Genomic DNA, 15,467 nt, shown 5'->3' with positions numbered 1-15,467 from the left:
TTTCAACACTGAAATTCAAAAAAAACACATAAAAATTTAAATCATTAAAAAACAGCTAGTTAATTGTTATTAATTGTTTTTAAAACTCTAAAATCTATATTTGATGTCTTTTTGAACAATTTTTAGTTTATATTAATCATTTGTTTTTCAATTGCTATTATAATATTCTATGCAACCAAAGAGAAACATCTCTGATATTTATTACACATACTGTGTATTTATCCATTATATAAATAAAAAACCATGTTTTATGGTTTTTAAAGCAGGCTAGAATATGGATGTTAAACAAAGCTGGGGTTTTATTTCTATTTCAATTGGCGTTGTATCGCTATTATGGGCAACTATTTCTTTAAGTGGTATGGTCGGACAAGAGCATGTACTGATGGAAATGGGATCATATATTCATGCGAGTAGCACTGATTTTCCTAATGCAAATTATGCAGAAAAAGTTTTAGCCGCTGAACGTCATAAAAACTTTGTGGTGTTATTAACGGGTCTTGTAATGGCATTGATCGGTTCGATCATGGTTAAAGGACGATTTAACAAGTTTTAAATTACTTTTTCTTATGAGAGATACCGCAACTATGTATGCTAAAAGTACATTGTTGCGGTATATATACTGATATTACTGTGCTGATTGTGGTGTTACGTCTTTGGGTACGTAAGCTTTCGTTCCCCAAAGAGGCACAGTTGATAAGCTATGTTTGTAGCTACCTGATGTTTCTTTTGTTGAGTATGATAAATACATCAATGTTTCAGAAGCAGGATCATAAATACGACGAATCTTCATAGTTTTAAAGAAGATACTTTTTGACTTTTTAAATACTACTTCACCTGATTTTGATTTATCAATTTTTGCAATCATATCATGTGTAATTTCACCCGTTTGACGACATGAAATGGATGAATCGGATGGATCCGCTAAGCTTAAATCTGCCTCAATACTTGCAATATGACAGGTAACACCTGGCACTAATGGGTCGACTAAAGTATTTAATTTAATATCTTTGGTGGTAAATACCCCTAGTGATACATCGCCAACTTCATTATCCGAACAACCACTTGTTAATAGCGCTGTTGCTACCAATCCTGCCACCATTATGGTTTTTTTCATTATTCACTCCTTGGTCTATTCGCCGTAATCGATTTATTTTTATTTACGGCAGATCGATATATAGGTTTATACGTGAAAAATGTCTTATTTTCATTAAACGTTTGATATTTAGACCACATCTTAAGGTTTTGCTATTTTTAGGATAAAAAAAACCGAGATACGGCTTGAGTAACTCGGATAAGTGGCGCTACAAGGCTCCAAATCAAATACGTATTGTTATAGGCAATGTATAAAATTCAAACAATGTTGGTTATTTACAACATTTGTACGAAAAAAAAATAAGAAAAGTTTATATTTATTTTTATTTCATTATCTATTTGTTTATTAAAGGATTGTAGGGTTAGGGTAAGGCGTGTTAAATTTCAAAAATGTTATAGTTATAACGTTTTTTCAAAATTGTGCTTTTCAGAATGAATAAATACACATAGGATAAATGTAACGGTATTGTTACAGGGAAATTTGTTAGGGACTTCACAGTTACTGTCTATGGGGGGATATTATGTCGAATATTCTTACTTTTCCAGTAAAAGAGCAACCGAAAGAACGGACACCTTTAGAAACCATTGTTGAGCAGGAATTGCTTGATTTAAATGCTGATCAATACATGATTGATGTCGTTTTAGAGCGAATGGAGAAGTTTTTGGTTTTAGCATCTTTTGAGTTTGATTTAAAAATGAAGGTATCAAAGGAATGTTTAGATGAAATGCATGAGAATGTATTTCCTGCTATATCGGAAATGCAAGCGTCAGTTCGTGACAACATGAATGAAATTCTGACAGAACGTGTATTACATGAGATCCGTCTTTATAATCTTGAAATGCAAGCAGTAAGATAATATATCCATTTTTGAGTATCTACTTTGTTACAGATAGCGTTTATAAATAATTTACCGATATAAAGCCACTTTAAACAGTGGCTTTATTTTTGTCATTAAAACGGCAATAGATTGAAACTCCTTCGTCATTTATCCTTTTTATACTGACACCAAATTCTGTGATTTGCGGTGAAAGTATGGAAACGAACACGCCTTTTTTGCTTCCAAGAAAAACGCCATTAGGTATTGCTGAGAATGTGGCTGAATGGGTTACAGGACTAAAGCAGCTTAATAAGTATTATTTAAAGCGCCCCATTGATTCAGATAGAACAACTTTTGTGCGGTATGCGTTGGAATCGTTAGGGATTGATTATCAACTCCAACAAGGCTCGGTACAAACAATCCCACAGCAAGGATCAACGTTGATTGTTGCAAATCATCCTCTTGGTGGTGTGGAAGGCATTATTCTTGCTGAACTTCTTCTCTCCGTTCGTGCAGATATAAAAATTTTGGCTAATGAATATTTAAAAACAGTGCCTGAATTAGATTCCCTGTTTATTGGCGTTGATGTTTTTGAAAGTCAATCTACAGTAAAAGTGAATGCAAAAGCGGTAAGAGAAGCACATCATCATCTTGCAGAGGGGGGCTTATTACTGGTATTCCCTGCAGGAGAAGTATCGACTAAAGATCAAAAAAAACGCTTAGTCGATAAAAGTTGGAATCGCTCCGTAAGTCGCTTTATTCGTCGTCATGAAGCAGTTGTGGTACCGATTTTTATTAATGGTGAAAACAGTAAAAAGTTTTATTTAGCAGGGAAAATTCATCCATTATTACGTACTGCGATGCTTGGGCGAGAGATGCTAAATAAACGCCAACAATGTATAGGGCTAGCGATCGGTGAAGCTATACATTATTCGGAAGTGAAGAATATTAAAGATGACTATCAGCTAGTTAATTACTTACGGCTTAATACTTATCTTTTAGGTTCAAACTATTTATCTCAACCAACAAAGCAAGAACCTGTATCGAATGCTGAAATAGCTGAGATTCATCCTCCTATCCCTGCTCAATTATTAGCAGCAGAAATTGCACATTTGCCTCATGATCAGAAGCTTATTGAAAATACTCGCTTTGATGTTTACTGCACTACGGCTGAAGACGCGCCACATTTATTGAAAGAAATTGGTCGAGTGCGAGAAGTTAATTTTAGGGCGGTCGGGGAAGGCACTGGAAAAGCGTTGGACTTAGATCGGTTTGATGACTTTTATTATCATTTATTCGTATGGGATAAAGAGAAACAGCAGTTGGTTGGCGCATATCGTTTAGGAGCATCTGATCGAATCATACAGCAGCAAGGGATTGGAGGTTTATACTCAAGAACCTTGTTTAATTATGAGCAGGCGTTAGTGAAACAGTTAGGTAAATCATTAGAGTTAGGGCGCTCTTTTGTTGCTCAGCCTTATCAGCGTAGTCTTAGCGCACTATTGTTACTGTGGAAAGGAATATGCGAATTTGTGTATCGGCACCCTCAATACACGCACTTATTTGGCCCTGTGAGTATAAGTAATGACTATAGTTTAGGAGCCCGCCAGTTATTAGCTGCTAGTCTAGAGGTGCACCATTACGATCAGCAGGTAGCAACGTTGGTAAAGCCTAGTTATCCTTTGCCTAAAGGGGATCGTTGTTATCATCATCCTGATATATTGGCAGCGCTTACTGATATTCAACTGCTCTCAAAAGTTGTGAGTCGATTAGATAACGATAAGAAAGGTGTACCAGTTTTGTTAAGGCAATATCTAGGCTTAAATGGCAAACTACTTTGCTTTAATGTTGATCCTGCTTTTAATGATTCGTTGGATGGTTTAATTGTGGTTGATTTACGTCAGGTCGCAGAAAAGACGCTCGCTAAATATATGGGGCTTAAAAAGGCAAAGCAATATATTGCCTATCATCGATAGCGATTGGATTGATTATTTTCATAACGGGATAGCTTTATTGTCAAGCTATCCCGTTTTAATGGTAGAAAGAATATACGTGTTATTTACTGATTAGGTTGCCATAACTTTTCAGCTCGTGTACCGATAAACCAAAAGCTAAGAGCAAGTATCGCAAAGAAAAGTGCCTTATGAATCTCGCCCCAAAAATAGGTGAAATACTCGGTATACAGCACAATCAACATAAAAGTAATACCGAATGTTCGCGTCATAACATCATTAGCTTTTATACCAATAATAATTGCGATACTACAACAAGTTAAAGCTAAGAGACTCCATGCCCATAATTCCACTTGTTTTATCTGTGACCACTCATGAAAACTGTCATAGTTACCGAATATAGTCAGTAACCATAAAAAAGTGAAAAAATAGAGCAGTCCAGAAAAACGTGTAGCTTCTGTTAGCGGTTTTAGTATTTTTATTTTTGGAAAAGATAGACTAATTAAGATAATGATGGCGCCAAAACAAGTAAATTGTAGTGGTATATTCATTCCTAAAAAGAGGTAATGGCTATCACTTAAATAGGCAGTTTCTGATAGTAAATATAGCCCCGCACTTAATAAGAAAAATAACCAAATTAAAACCGATCTTAACTTGATACCTAACGCACAATAGATGATGGCAGGAATAGTAACAAATAGACTTTCTCGCCAATGTTCAGCGAGTGTTGTTTTACTTAAAAAACCGACAGAAACCGCCGTGAGTAATACACCAAAAAAGAAAATTGCTTCATTGCTAATACTTTTTTCTGGGTACTTAGTACGTCTTCTAACGCCTAGATAATATAAAGCTGCGGATAAAAACGCGGTAATAATTGTTAAAACACTGGCTGGTGTATTAATTAATTTAGCCAATAAAGACATTAGATAGTTATCAGCAACTAACAAAATGACGGAGAGGATAAAACAAGCAATAGCTATCCAGAACGAATAAACAGCAAGTAGTTTCCAATCAAAATTTGCAACTTGATAACTTTGTCGTAAGTGCTCACTTTGCTCCATACTTACAAGTTTTTCTTGTTCCCAGTGCGCAATGGCCTCATCAAGGGTTTGTGCTTTTCTTTTATTAAGCTTAAGTGTCATTTCACTGTCCTAGTAACAAAAGGCTTGCAAAGCGATCTAAATAAGTTAGAACGCCATTTATTATTAAGCGAGAGGTTGCTTTGATAAACACTTACGACATAAGCAGCGTCCTGAAGGACAATCTGCAGTGTCACGGTTATCTAATTCAAAACACCAACACGTTGCCTTTCCTGCACTAATATCGCAATGTGCGGGCTCATGGCATTCAGGGCAAAAATGAGTATCAGGCTGCCCTTTAATTTCAGCCATAACTGATTCTCGCTTGATGTCATCAAAGTTTTGCCATTCTATAACTTCTTTCATTGTGCGTAAGCAACCACTACAGATACCATCACTATTCTTACACTTGGCAACACATGGGCTTTTCACTACAAGATCCCTTATTTACGATAATTTTTGATGCTGGCGAGTATATCAAAAACATCACTCACTCATAGCGTAGCTTATCAACAATATACTGAGCGATAGGAAAACATGATGTAGCAGCTGGTGAGGGGGCGTTGCATACGACAAGACTTAATGCTGTTTGATGAAACATAAAATCATCAATTAGTTGACCTTGTTTATTCACCGCTTGAGCTCTTATTCCACAAGGATAAGATTGCAAATCAGAGATCGTTAATTGAGGGTAATAGCTCTGAACTTTAGCTAAATAAGAGGGTTTCCATACTGCTTGAGTAAACTCTATTAATGCTGATGATAAGTGTTTATATAACAGAGGATATAGGCCTTTAAAGCTAAGTAAGTCCAAGCTATCTTTAAGATTAAACATTGGTGAATCATAAGCCTCACGCGCAAAATTGAGGCTGCACTGGGTCCAACAGTAATGCTACCATCGATCATTTTAGTTAAGTGGATCCCTAGAAAAGGCAAGTTGGGATCTGGGACTGGATATATTAAATGGTTAATTTGATCGTTGTGCTTATTTGAGATTTGGTAGTAATCACCTCTAAAAGGAACAATAGAAAAGGAGGGTTGAGTACCAAGCATAGAAACAACTCTATCGGATTGTAGTCCAGCACACGCAATTAATTTACCCGCTAAAAATGTTTTCGTTATACATTTAATAGCAACGTTATCAGTCTTCTCTTCGATTGCTTCAACAGTTTGATTAAAAATAACACGCCCGTTATGTTGCCGGATCAACTCAACAAGTTTTTGACAAATCAAGCGATAATTAACGATGGCAGAATCTGGAACAAAAAGAGCACTAATACCTGTAATGTTAGGCTCTTTTTGTTTCAGCGCATGTTGATCGAGAAGGGCGATATTAATATCAAGGTGAGCAGCCCGAATTGCTAGTTGTTGTAAATGTTGTTTCTCGGTTGTGTTTGTGGCAACGACTAATTTTCCGCATTGTTCGAAAGGAATATTAAACTCGCCACAAAAGGCTTTAATCGCTTGATTGCCACGAAGACAAAAATCACTTTTTAAGCTGTCTGGAGGGTAATAAATACCAGCATGTATAACACCGCTATTATGGCCTGTTTGATGGAAAGCTTCATGAGCTTCTTTTTCGATAACCCATACCTTTTTTTGGGGAAAACGTTGTTGCAGTTCCCATGCTGTACTTAATCCAATTATTCCAGCCCCAATAACTAGAAAATCACAATCTAACACTTAATCCTCCCATTGATATGGAAATGCGTAATGAGAGAATAATAATGCTATTTATTATACGATGTTATTATTAAAAAGGTATCATGCTGTTGTTGTGATCTCATACAATGAAATGTCATTATTTATATTATCAATAGAAGTAATAGAAAGTTTATCAACAGGATACATACCTACTTTTAGCATCACTTTTGCAGGCCCTGTGGTGTTTTTACTGTGGCGACCATAAATATGTTTGAGTTGTAATCGGTTAAAACCAAATTCTTTAAGACGTTCAACTGCTTCAGTACAATATCCATTCCCCCAGTAAGGTACACCAATCCAATAGCCCAATTGACCACTACCGTTTTGTATATTTTCAAGTCCAGCACAACCAACCAGTTGGTGATTTGATTTTAACGTTATCGCAAAGATCGCTGAGTTTTGGGTGAGCCAACCAGCTAAATGCTTACCAATCCATTTCCCCGCCATACCGTCAGAGTAGGGATGAGGAACACTGATAGTACTATTTGCAATATCGATATTACCTGCCAGATGTTGAATTTGTGTCGCATCTGATAATTGTAGTGGACGAAGAATTAACCTGTCAGTTGTTAGTTGCAGTTGCGATTGATACATTGTTTAGAGGACCTCTCAACGTAAATATAAGTGCAATTAAAGGCATATTGTTGAGCTATTAAAACGTATTTTGATATGTACGCCCTCGATTTGATCAAAGATTGCGCAATAAGGGCCGTGTTTACGGGAAGAGAAAATCAAAAATGTAGAACTGATCGTGATTATGCTGTTGCGCTTATTTAATGCGGGCTTTGGTTGGAATGTCTTTTTTCGAAGCGGTATTGCGTGAATAAGCGTTCACTGTCGTTGTGGATTTCCACATATCTTCACTGTGTTGAATCACGTTTGCTAGCGCTTGTTTTAAGAAGTTTTGTATTTGAAACTTAATTAACCAGCCAGTGCCTTTAATTTTAGGAGAAAAAGTAATGTGATAATGAATTTTACTTTGGGTTGCATTGATACTTTTAAATTTTATCCATCCGCCATGTTCATTCACTGGAGCGCCCTGAATTATTTGATAGTGAATGTGTTCATTTTCTTTAAAATCAATGATTTGCTCTTGATACGTAAATGGCCCTTGAATTACCTCTCGTATAGCACCGATCCCATTAACCTCTGGTTTTCCTGAGCGAATCAACGAGTATTCAGCATTAAAAAAGCGCCCTAATTTAGCGTGATCAGAAAGTAATGCAAAAAGAACAGTTTTAGGCACATTAGCGGTTACCTCTAAAGTAACGGTATGAATCGTCATTATCGTCTCCATAGTACTTAATTGCATTTAACATATCATTAACAAGTGGTTGTTGAAAGTTAAAGTGAAACCTTAAGAGAATTTATTTATTTGCTGATAGTGTTAAAAGGAATCAACGGCCATGATCTGAATAATCAAAAGTAAAACTGGCAGTTTTGATTAAATTTTTTTAGAGGATATAACGTTGGTATAAACTGCCGATCGCTATTAAATGTACTTATTTTACAATGACTTATCATTGTCATTAATAGGATGTGATCACTTGTATAATAAAATAAAGAGTTGAATCACACAAAAATCTATTTTAGTGGTTGTCAAATGAGCGAAAGATACATATATTGAGTCATCGATATAAATTGTTCGAGGTTTTTTAAGTAAGAAAACGTAGCTGATAATACTTAGCTATGGTTGCATTTCAATACTTCCTATCGAACCCATATCTATAAAAATCATTTTAATAATCTACTGTGAACTTTTCTGATAGTTCGCAGCCTAAGATATATTAATAAAAAAGATGTTCACAAAAAATTATTGCGATGTCATGTTTATGTCACATCAAATTGTTTAAGTAGAACAGATAAGTAAAGAGTAAGAACGGTATTAATTTTAGTGATATCAACCTTACTCATATAAGATTAATGAGAGGTTTTAAATGAAAACACGTAACCGTAGACAGTGGTTTTACTACAAAAATCAAACTACTAAAGTTGAAAAAGCATAATCAATGCTGACAGAAAGACTTTCTTTTAGGTGATTAAGAAAGTCTTATACATTTAACAAATCCTCCGTTAAATGTTCAAAATCTGAATAATGTAATTTTAAATACTTATTGAGTATCAGTGGCCAGAAATAAATAAATATTTCTGGCTTTCTTATATTTAAAATTCGCATTTAAATTAAAAGGCAAACGATTGCTATTTTAGATATAAAATAATCCAATAACTTGTTAATTGATAATATGCCCCTTTATTCTTGCACTTTTTGGGATTTTTGTTATCTGTGTACCTTTAATGTGGATATCGCCATCAACGATGATTTGATTAGGAAGTTTAGTTATTTTACTGTTGTTTAAGTAAAGATCCCCTTTTACATAGAGGTTATCTGGAAGCTTTTGGATTTCAGTTCCCATTAAACTGAGATCTCCCTTTACTCTCATACCATTGTTAAGTTCTTTAATTTTTGAATGAGCAAGGTTAACGAATCCATCGACGTTAAATACTAAGGGGAGATACTTAACTTCAGTGTAAGCAAGATTAAGATTCCCCTTAACTGTCAGGCTACGTGGAAGTTGTGAAATCTTGCTTTTTTCAAGATTCAAGTTACCAGTGATCACAAGTGGATCGGGTAATTGTATATCTCCACTGTTTCTTAATGAGACATTGCCATATGAATCGACATAGTTCAGTAAGTGAATAGGTGAAAGAGCATAAGCATATAGCGGCGCAGAACTTCCTAGTAATAAGAAAGTGGCGAACGTATGCAGAGTCAGTCGTGTTTTTAATCGTTTTTCCATTATTTCATTATTCGTAATGCTTGAGTTTGGTTGTTCACGAGTTATGTCCATACTATTGCTATCGTGTTTAAAGTGCTTAACTTTAATTATTACTTTATTAGTAATAAATTTTTGTGATTAGAGTAAATAGCGAAATATTATTTTGGAACCAAGCTCAACATAAATGAAACATTTATTCCAAAAAGCCATTAGCTGACGGTCTATGAGAGTAATAAAAAGCATGGTGATGAACTAGAGATCGAATTATATTTTATTCTTCATATGGATTGTAATGTATTTTGACATAATTACTTACACTTGAGATGCTTTTTAGACGCTTAAATTCATCCTTATTCAGTTTGTATTTATCTAATAAAATAGTGTTTTATTTGTTAAGTTTTCATACAGGAGAAATGCTTTAGTTTTGTTGCTAACGAAAAGGCAAAGGCATTTTGAAAGCTAATTAACCTTCCTCTTAGGTTAGTAACTTTCATTTATAACAATGAGTTAGGAATAAAATTATGAAAAAGTCTATTTTATCTACATTGGTATTAGCAGGTATTGTATCAGCACCAGCTATGGCAACAAATGTAGAAACATTTATGGGTGGTGGTGTGGGTTATCAATTAGATAACTTTAAAGACGCGGCTAAAATGAACAGTGAAGATGCTAGCTACCAAATCCGTGGTGGTGTAATTGTCGATAACCATCACCGCTTAATGGCAACCTACGGTTATAAGAAAGATAATTTCAATATCGCTTCAGATGAAGCAACTATTAAGGCTAAGCATAAGCAAGATTTATACTTAGTTTCTTATGATTACCTAGTACCAGTCACTTCTAATATTAACCTTTTTGCTGGTGCGTCAATGGGTGCTGCTCATAATAAATTAACAGCTAAGATATCAGAAGAATCGTTAAAAAATAGCTCCACTGATTTTGTATGGGGTGGGCAGCTAGGTGCAATGGTTCAGCTAACGGATAATATTTCATCTGATCTAACATACCGTTATCTAGATCAAAATTACAAAACAGATGGTGTTCGTTTAAAAGGAACAGAGCAAGTAGTTTGGTCCGTTGATTATAAATTCTGATAAATTTAATCTTTTATAAAAACTTAGCACCTCACCTAAAGTGGGGTGCTATGCGATGTAGAAGCTAAAGGTAAGCAATAAAATTATTTATTTGTTGTAATACTATAATCTGAATCACTACCACTAAGCATAAATGTATTGTCGATAAATCTTTTTATCCTGCCATTTTCAAGTTCGGATTGTTGCATAACACGATAAGTTCTCTTGATTCCTTCTGCATCTATGGAGTGAGATAAATGCGTGTCTGTTATCTTAGTGCCGTCTTTTGAGGTAAAAAAGTTAACTACTTCAACTTTAACCTTTGCATTCTTTTTCAACCAGATCATACGTTGCTTAAAAGCATCAGCATCAGCATCAGCATCAGCATCATATTCTTTATCGTTAATATTGATATAGCAATCTTCCGTAAAATAATGATGAAACTTTGATGTGTCAGGATTGACTAATATTTCCTGATATAACTTCTCGTAAGTTTTTATATTATCCCAGTCAGGAGTTCTTGATTCTGTCATTGAGTGTACCTTTTGTTGTTTTATTAAAGCTGTGATTACTTTAACAGACTGTTTTATTTTGTTTTGATAGTACACGACAATTGCTAGTGATTTTTCGCCAAAGATTAAGCGACATCTTTAGTCATTACATCTGCAATGTTACTTTTAATTGATCGTAAAATGCTCTTTTAGGGGGCTTCTGTTCTAGATAAGTCGCTTTTTAGGAAGATACACAATGACGAAAATATGAATTCATACAAAGTCGTATTATGATATGGCGCGTTTGAGATCATAGGCAGTAAAAGTGAATAAGCAGAAGTTATTAAATCAGGTACAAATTAGGCTACAACAAACATTAGAAGCGGCGACTGAAGCGGCTTTACGTGCCTATAATACGGCTACTGATGATGAAAATGTTGCAGAAAATCAATATGACACACTGGCGCTTGAAGCGTCTTATTTAGCACATGGCCAGGCACAAAGAGTAGAAGAGTGCAAAGCCGATATAACAGCTTATCAAGTGTTACAAGCTAACTTACCTAAAGCCTTTGATACTGTACTACTTGGGCATATTGTAACGTTAGCTGATGAAGACGATAACATGCGTTTTGTTTTTCTGGGTCCCAGCTCTGGTGGTCTAGTCGTAACGTTTGAACAGTATTCTGTCACGATAGTGACACCAACTTCGCCATTTGGTGATGCATTGGTAGGTCGTGAGATCGGTGAAGAAGTCGATATTCATATTGGTGATAAAGTCACTTGGTATGAAGTTATGGCGATCAATTAAATCATTTTATTTAAAGGTATCTCGGTATTTTTGATAATACTGATAAATATGCTCAATAAAGAGTTTTACTTTCATTGGTTGCTGCTTGGTATAAGGATATACCGCATAAATGCCTAATGATTTTTCTACATAATCAGTTAGTACTTCAACCAAGTCACCTTTTTTCAGATCTTGAGCGACTAATACTTTGGGAATGTAGACCAAGCCTTGTCCGTATAGCGCCGCGCAAAGCAGAAGCGTTATTAGTGGTAAAGTTGCCTTTTACTTTAACGGTATGAATACCTAATGTATCTTCAATTAACCATTCGTCCATGAGCTCACCCGAAATGATAGGAGCAGTAATACGTATCTTAACTGTTAAGCTTTCACCCAATCCACACATTGTATCTTCTGCATTTTGAACAGTATTGTAGTCTTACTCGCATGATGATAAAAAACATCATCGGCTTCTGTCAGCGTCAACTTGCTTGTGGTCCGATAAATAAGCTGAACGCCTAACGCTTTTTCAAGTGCTGTGATACGTTGCTTACTACATATAGATTTTGTTAAGCCAATATGCTCGGCTGCTTTACTAAAAGAACCTTTATCAATCAGATGATAAAAAGGAGTAGATTATTCGTTGCTTTCATCTATTGGTGTACTTTTTCAACAAATATGTGAATTAGGTAATATATATCAACTAAACAGAGCAGAATATACCTATAAGAAATAAAGCGATTAATTCGTAGATATACATGGAGCTATAATGCAGCAGCCCTACCTTGAACTGATTGCGCAACTAGAACAACAAATAGATAAAAGTCGCATTATCACCGATCCAACACTCGCACTGGCCTATGGTACCGATGCCAGCTTTTACCGCTTAACGCCTCAAGTTGTCCTTCAACTGGATAATTTGCAAGAGGTGATCTTTGCCGTTAAAACGTGTTATGACCGCCAAATTCCGGTGACATTTAGAGCTGCTGGTACCAGCTTATCTGGTCAAGCCCTGTCCGATTCTGTGTTAATCACGCTGACTCGAAATTGGCGTGATTATGAGATTCTAAATGATGGCGAACAGATTTGGCTCCAGCCGGGTATTATCGGTACAGAAGCTAATGCATATTTAGCGCCATTTGGTCGTAAAATTGGCCCTGATCCTGGCTCAATTAATACCTGTAAAATTGGCGGTATTGTTGCTAATAATGCATCAGGTATGTGTTGTGGTACTTCAGAAAATAGTTACCGCACAGTTGCGGGGATGACGGTTGTATTAGCTGACGGTACAGTACTAAATACACTAGATAGTGCCAGCATTGAGGCCTTTAAACTCAGTCATGCAGAAATGATTGATGAGTTGATGACACTTGTCACCCAGTGTCAGGAAGACAGCGAACTGGCAGATAAGATCCGCCATAAATACCGTTTAAAAAACACCACAGGTTATAGTCTTAATTCGCTGATTGACTTTGATGATCCGATTGACGTATTACAACACCTTTTTATTGGCTCAGAAGGTACATTAGGTTTTATTGCTGACGTAACTTATAACACTGTTGTTAATCATGCACATAAAGCATCTGGATTGTTTGTTTTTAGCGATATTGAAATCACTTGCCTTGCGGTAAGTGAATTGAGCAAAACCTCAGTCGCTGCGGTTGAATTAATGGATAGCCGTTCTTTAGCATCTGTTGCCGACAAGCCGGGAATGCCGAGTTTTATCGCAGATCTTGGTGAAAAAGGTGATACTGAAGCTGCGGCATTATTGATTGAAATTCATGCTGATAATGATGCTGCTTTACAGCAACAAATTGAACAGTTGCTAGCTATTATTAATGGCTTCTCACCGGTTGCTCAGGTTGATTTTAGTCGTGATACCAAAATCTGTGAGCAGTTATGGGGAATCCGTAAAGAGCTATTCCCATCTGTGGGGGCTGTGCGAGAGACAGGAACCACAGTTATCATTGAAGATGTTGCCTTTCCAATTGAACAATTAGCACCTGCAGTACGTGAATTACAGGGATTATTTATTCAGTTCAATTACCACGAAGCGATCATTTTTGGTCACGCATTGGCGGGAAATCTCCACTTTGTATTCACTCAATCATTTGATAGCCAAGAAGAAATAACCCGTTATAGTGATTTTATGGATGCAGTGGCTCAATTAGTGGCCGTCGATTATAAAGGATCATTAAAAGCAGAACATGGTACTGGGCGTAATATGGCTCCGTTTATCGAGCTTGAATGGGGAGCTGATGGTTATCAATTAATGCAAAATATTAAACGTATTTTTGATAAGCGCGGCATTTTAAACCCTGGTGTGATCATTAATGAAGATAAAGAATCACATATCAAAAATTTAAAAGGGATGCCTGAAGCGGATGAGTTGATTGATAAGTGTGTCGAATGTGGTTTCTGTGAGCCTGTTTGTCCCTCTCGTAATTTATCGTTAACACCACGTCAACGTAATACAGTATTTCGTGAAATTTCTCGTTTAAGAAAAACTAACGAAGATCCTCGTCGTCTTGCTCAGATGGAAAAAACCTATCGTTACTACGGCTTAGATACCTGTGCCGCAACAGGGTTATGTGCCGATCGTTGTCCTGTTGGCATTAATACCGGCGATCTTGTTCGTAAATTACGTCAAAACCATACAGATAAAGCAAAACAAATTGCGAATTGGACTGCGGATCATTTTTCAATCGTTACGTCAGTGGCTAAAACTGGTTTAACTGTCGCAAATGGAATGCATAAGGTACTTGGCACTAATAAGATGCGCAAGTTGACGAAGGCTGCTTATGACTTGTCGTGCCATCGTATTCCTATGTGGTCTTCACATATGCCTGTCGCGGTAAAATCAACAGAAATGTTGAAAGTTAAAAAAGTGGGTCGTGAAAAGATAGTTTATTTCCCGAGTTGTTCCGCACGTACAATGGGTACTGAAGCGAATGCAAAAGATCCTCGACCATTAGTCGACGTGACAATTTCTCTGCTTGAAAAAGCGGGCTATGACGTTGTTATGCCAAAGGATCTGAACAACCAATGTTGTGGCATGCCATATACTAGTAAAGGTTTTCCTGAAACGGCAGCGAAAAAGGCACAGCAATTAGAAAATGCGTTATGGGAAGTATCTAGTGAAGGAAGCTATCCCGTATTAATGGATACCAGTCCTTGTGCAAGTACAGGAAAAGAAACACTACGCAGCGAAATTAAAATCTACGAGCCTTTTGAATTTGTGGCAAATTATGTGATACCAAAATTAACGATTACACAGCAAGAAGATCCTGTGATGTTACACATTACCTGTACATCACGCCGTAAAGGGTTAGCTGGGGTGATGGAAAAAGTCACTAAAGCTTGTGCCAAGACAGTGATTATTCCAGACGATATTACCTGCTGTGGTTTTGCCGGCGATAAAGGTTTTACCACACCAGAACTTAACGCAAGTTCACTAGTGCCTTTAAAGTGTCAAGTACCTGTAGGTTGTACTGAAGGTTACTCTAATAGTCGTACTTGTGAATTAGGACTATCTGAACATAGCGGGATAGAATATCGCTCAATTCTCTATTTAGTTGATAAAGTCAGCATGTAAGTGTTGCTTTTTTAAATAAAAACGCTGATAAGAAACTATCAGCGTTTTTTATGTTTAGTTAGGGCGACTTATAAAATAATGCTTTGTGTTTAGAATGATATT

14 protein-coding genes and 1 pseudogene are annotated in these 15,467 nt (G+C 36.2%); 6 read left to right on the top strand and 9 right to left on the bottom strand.

Annotated elements, in window-relative coordinates; translation table 11 throughout:
• Window positions 1-274: 274 nt before the first annotated feature.
• The gene (locus SKA34_RS04255) at window positions 275-553 is read left to right on the top strand and encodes a hypothetical protein (RefSeq protein WP_006644279.1); all 279 of its coding nucleotides are present in this window, start codon (window positions 275-277) and stop codon (window positions 551-553) included.
• Window positions 554-625: 72 nt separating this feature from the next.
• Here the strand turns inward: SKA34_RS04255 and SKA34_RS04250 are convergent, their stop codons facing one another.
• Window positions 626-1,114 (bottom strand): CreA family protein, encoded by a 489-nt coding sequence (locus tag SKA34_RS04250; protein WP_006644278.1) that lies wholly within the window; start codon window positions 1,112-1,114, stop codon window positions 626-628.
• 499 nt (window positions 1,115-1,613) lie between these two features.
• Here SKA34_RS04250 and SKA34_RS04245 point away from each other — a divergent pair, with 499 nt between their 5' ends.
• Both SKA34_RS04245 and SKA34_RS04240 read left to right on the top strand, forming a co-directional pair.
• Complete coding sequence (locus tag SKA34_RS04245; RefSeq protein WP_006644277.1) at window positions 1,614-1,949, top strand: hypothetical protein; 336 nt, start codon at window positions 1,614-1,616, stop codon at window positions 1,947-1,949.
• A gap of 176 nt (window positions 1,950-2,125) precedes the next feature.
• Window positions 2,126-3,886 (top strand): lysophospholipid acyltransferase family protein, encoded by a 1,761-nt coding sequence (locus SKA34_RS04240; protein ID WP_006644276.1) that lies wholly within the window; start codon window positions 2,126-2,128, stop codon window positions 3,884-3,886.
• 83 nt (window positions 3,887-3,969) lie between these two features.
• Here SKA34_RS04240 and SKA34_RS04235 read toward each other — a convergent pair whose 3' ends face one another.
• The 6 genes from SKA34_RS04235 to SKA34_RS04210 form a co-directional block, all read right to left on the bottom strand.
• Complete coding sequence (locus SKA34_RS04235; RefSeq protein ID WP_006644275.1) at window positions 3,970-5,004, bottom strand: DUF2157 domain-containing protein; 1,035 nt, start codon at window positions 5,002-5,004, stop codon at window positions 3,970-3,972.
• A gap of 63 nt (window positions 5,005-5,067) precedes the next feature.
• A complete protein-coding gene (locus SKA34_RS04230) occupies window positions 5,068-5,373 on the bottom strand; it encodes a DUF1289 domain-containing protein (RefSeq protein WP_006644274.1) in 306 nt (101 codons plus the stop codon).
• Between the two features lie 318 nt (window positions 5,374-5,691).
• On the bottom strand, window positions 5,692-6,624 hold the full coding sequence (gene lhgO, locus SKA34_RS04225; protein WP_006644272.1) for an L-2-hydroxyglutarate oxidase: 933 nt from the start codon (window positions 6,622-6,624) through the stop codon (window positions 5,692-5,694).
• Between the two features lie 81 nt (window positions 6,625-6,705).
• Window positions 6,706-7,239 carry a GNAT family N-acetyltransferase gene (locus tag SKA34_RS04220; protein WP_006644271.1) on the bottom strand — a complete coding sequence of 178 codons (534 nt, stop codon included), beginning with the start codon at window positions 7,237-7,239 and terminating at the stop codon, window positions 6,706-6,708.
• 175 nt (window positions 7,240-7,414) lie between these two features.
• Complete coding sequence (locus SKA34_RS04215) at window positions 7,415-7,930, bottom strand: SRPBCC family protein (protein ID WP_006644270.1); 516 nt, start codon at window positions 7,928-7,930, stop codon at window positions 7,415-7,417.
• Between the two features lie 946 nt (window positions 7,931-8,876).
• Window positions 8,877-9,494 (bottom strand): hypothetical protein, encoded by a 618-nt coding sequence (locus tag SKA34_RS04210; RefSeq protein ID WP_006644269.1) that lies wholly within the window; start codon window positions 9,492-9,494, stop codon window positions 8,877-8,879.
• Between the two features lie 449 nt (window positions 9,495-9,943).
• Between SKA34_RS04210 and SKA34_RS04205 the strand changes: the two genes are divergently transcribed.
• On the top strand, window positions 9,944-10,516 hold the full coding sequence (locus SKA34_RS04205; RefSeq protein WP_006644268.1) for a porin family protein: 573 nt from the start codon (window positions 9,944-9,946) through the stop codon (window positions 10,514-10,516).
• A gap of 83 nt (window positions 10,517-10,599) precedes the next feature.
• On the opposite strand, the gene SKA34_RS04200 is transcribed toward SKA34_RS04205, so the two are convergent.
• Entirely contained in the window at window positions 10,600-11,028 is a 429-nt protein-coding gene (locus SKA34_RS04200; RefSeq protein ID WP_006644267.1) for a hypothetical protein, read from the bottom strand.
• Window positions 11,029-11,311: 283 nt separating this feature from the next.
• Between SKA34_RS04200 and SKA34_RS04195 the strand changes: the two genes are divergently transcribed.
• A complete protein-coding gene (locus SKA34_RS04195) occupies window positions 11,312-11,794 on the top strand; it encodes a GreA/GreB family elongation factor (protein ID WP_006644266.1) in 483 nt (160 codons plus the stop codon).
• 6 nt (window positions 11,795-11,800) lie between these two features.
• Here SKA34_RS04195 and SKA34_RS22650 read toward each other — a convergent pair.
• Window positions 11,801-12,388 (bottom strand): annotated as a pseudogene (locus tag SKA34_RS22650) (LysR family transcriptional regulator).
• Window positions 12,389-12,539: 151 nt separating this feature from the next.
• Between SKA34_RS22650 and SKA34_RS04185 the strand changes: the two are divergent.
• Window positions 12,540-15,365 carry an FAD-binding and (Fe-S)-binding domain-containing protein gene (locus SKA34_RS04185; protein ID WP_006644263.1) on the top strand — a complete coding sequence of 942 codons (2,826 nt, stop codon included), beginning with the start codon at window positions 12,540-12,542 and terminating at the stop codon, window positions 15,363-15,365.
• The last annotated feature ends 102 nt before the right edge of the window (window positions 15,366-15,467 follow it).

The organism is Photobacterium sp. SKA34 (assembly GCF_000153325.1).
Taxonomy (GTDB): Bacteria; Pseudomonadota; Gammaproteobacteria; order Enterobacterales; family Vibrionaceae; genus Photobacterium.
Note: the sequence above shows the minus strand (reverse complement) of the source record. Positions and strands in the feature narration are given on the sequence as shown.

Coding starts and splice junctions, on each gene's coding strand:
- SKA34_RS04255 (WP_006644279.1), top strand. CDS start 275: ATGGATGTTAAACAAAGCTGGGGTTTTATTTCTATTTCAATTGGCGTT.
- SKA34_RS04250 (WP_006644278.1), bottom strand. CDS start 1,114: ATGAAAAAAACCATAATGGTGGCAGGATTGGTAGCAACAGCGCTATTA.
- SKA34_RS04245 (WP_006644277.1), top strand. CDS start 1,614: ATGTCGAATATTCTTACTTTTCCAGTAAAAGAGCAACCGAAAGAACGG.
- SKA34_RS04240 (WP_006644276.1), top strand. CDS start 2,126: ATGGAAACGAACACGCCTTTTTTGCTTCCAAGAAAAACGCCATTAGGT.
- SKA34_RS04235 (WP_006644275.1), bottom strand. CDS start 5,004: ATGACACTTAAGCTTAATAAAAGAAAAGCACAAACCCTTGATGAGGCC.
- SKA34_RS04220 (WP_006644271.1), bottom strand. CDS start 7,239: ATGTATCAATCGCAACTGCAACTAACAACTGACAGGTTAATTCTTCGT.
- SKA34_RS04215 (WP_006644270.1), bottom strand. CDS start 7,930: ATGACGATTCATACCGTTACTTTAGAGGTAACCGCTAATGTGCCTAAA.
- SKA34_RS04210 (WP_006644269.1), bottom strand. CDS start 9,494: ATGGACATAACTCGTGAACAACCAAACTCAAGCATTACGAATAATGAA.
- SKA34_RS04205 (WP_006644268.1), top strand. CDS start 9,944: ATGAAAAAGTCTATTTTATCTACATTGGTATTAGCAGGTATTGTATCA.
- SKA34_RS04200 (WP_006644267.1), bottom strand. CDS start 11,028: ATGACAGAATCAAGAACTCCTGACTGGGATAATATAAAAACTTACGAG.
- SKA34_RS04185 (WP_006644263.1), top strand. CDS start 12,540: ATGCAGCAGCCCTACCTTGAACTGATTGCGCAACTAGAACAACAAATA.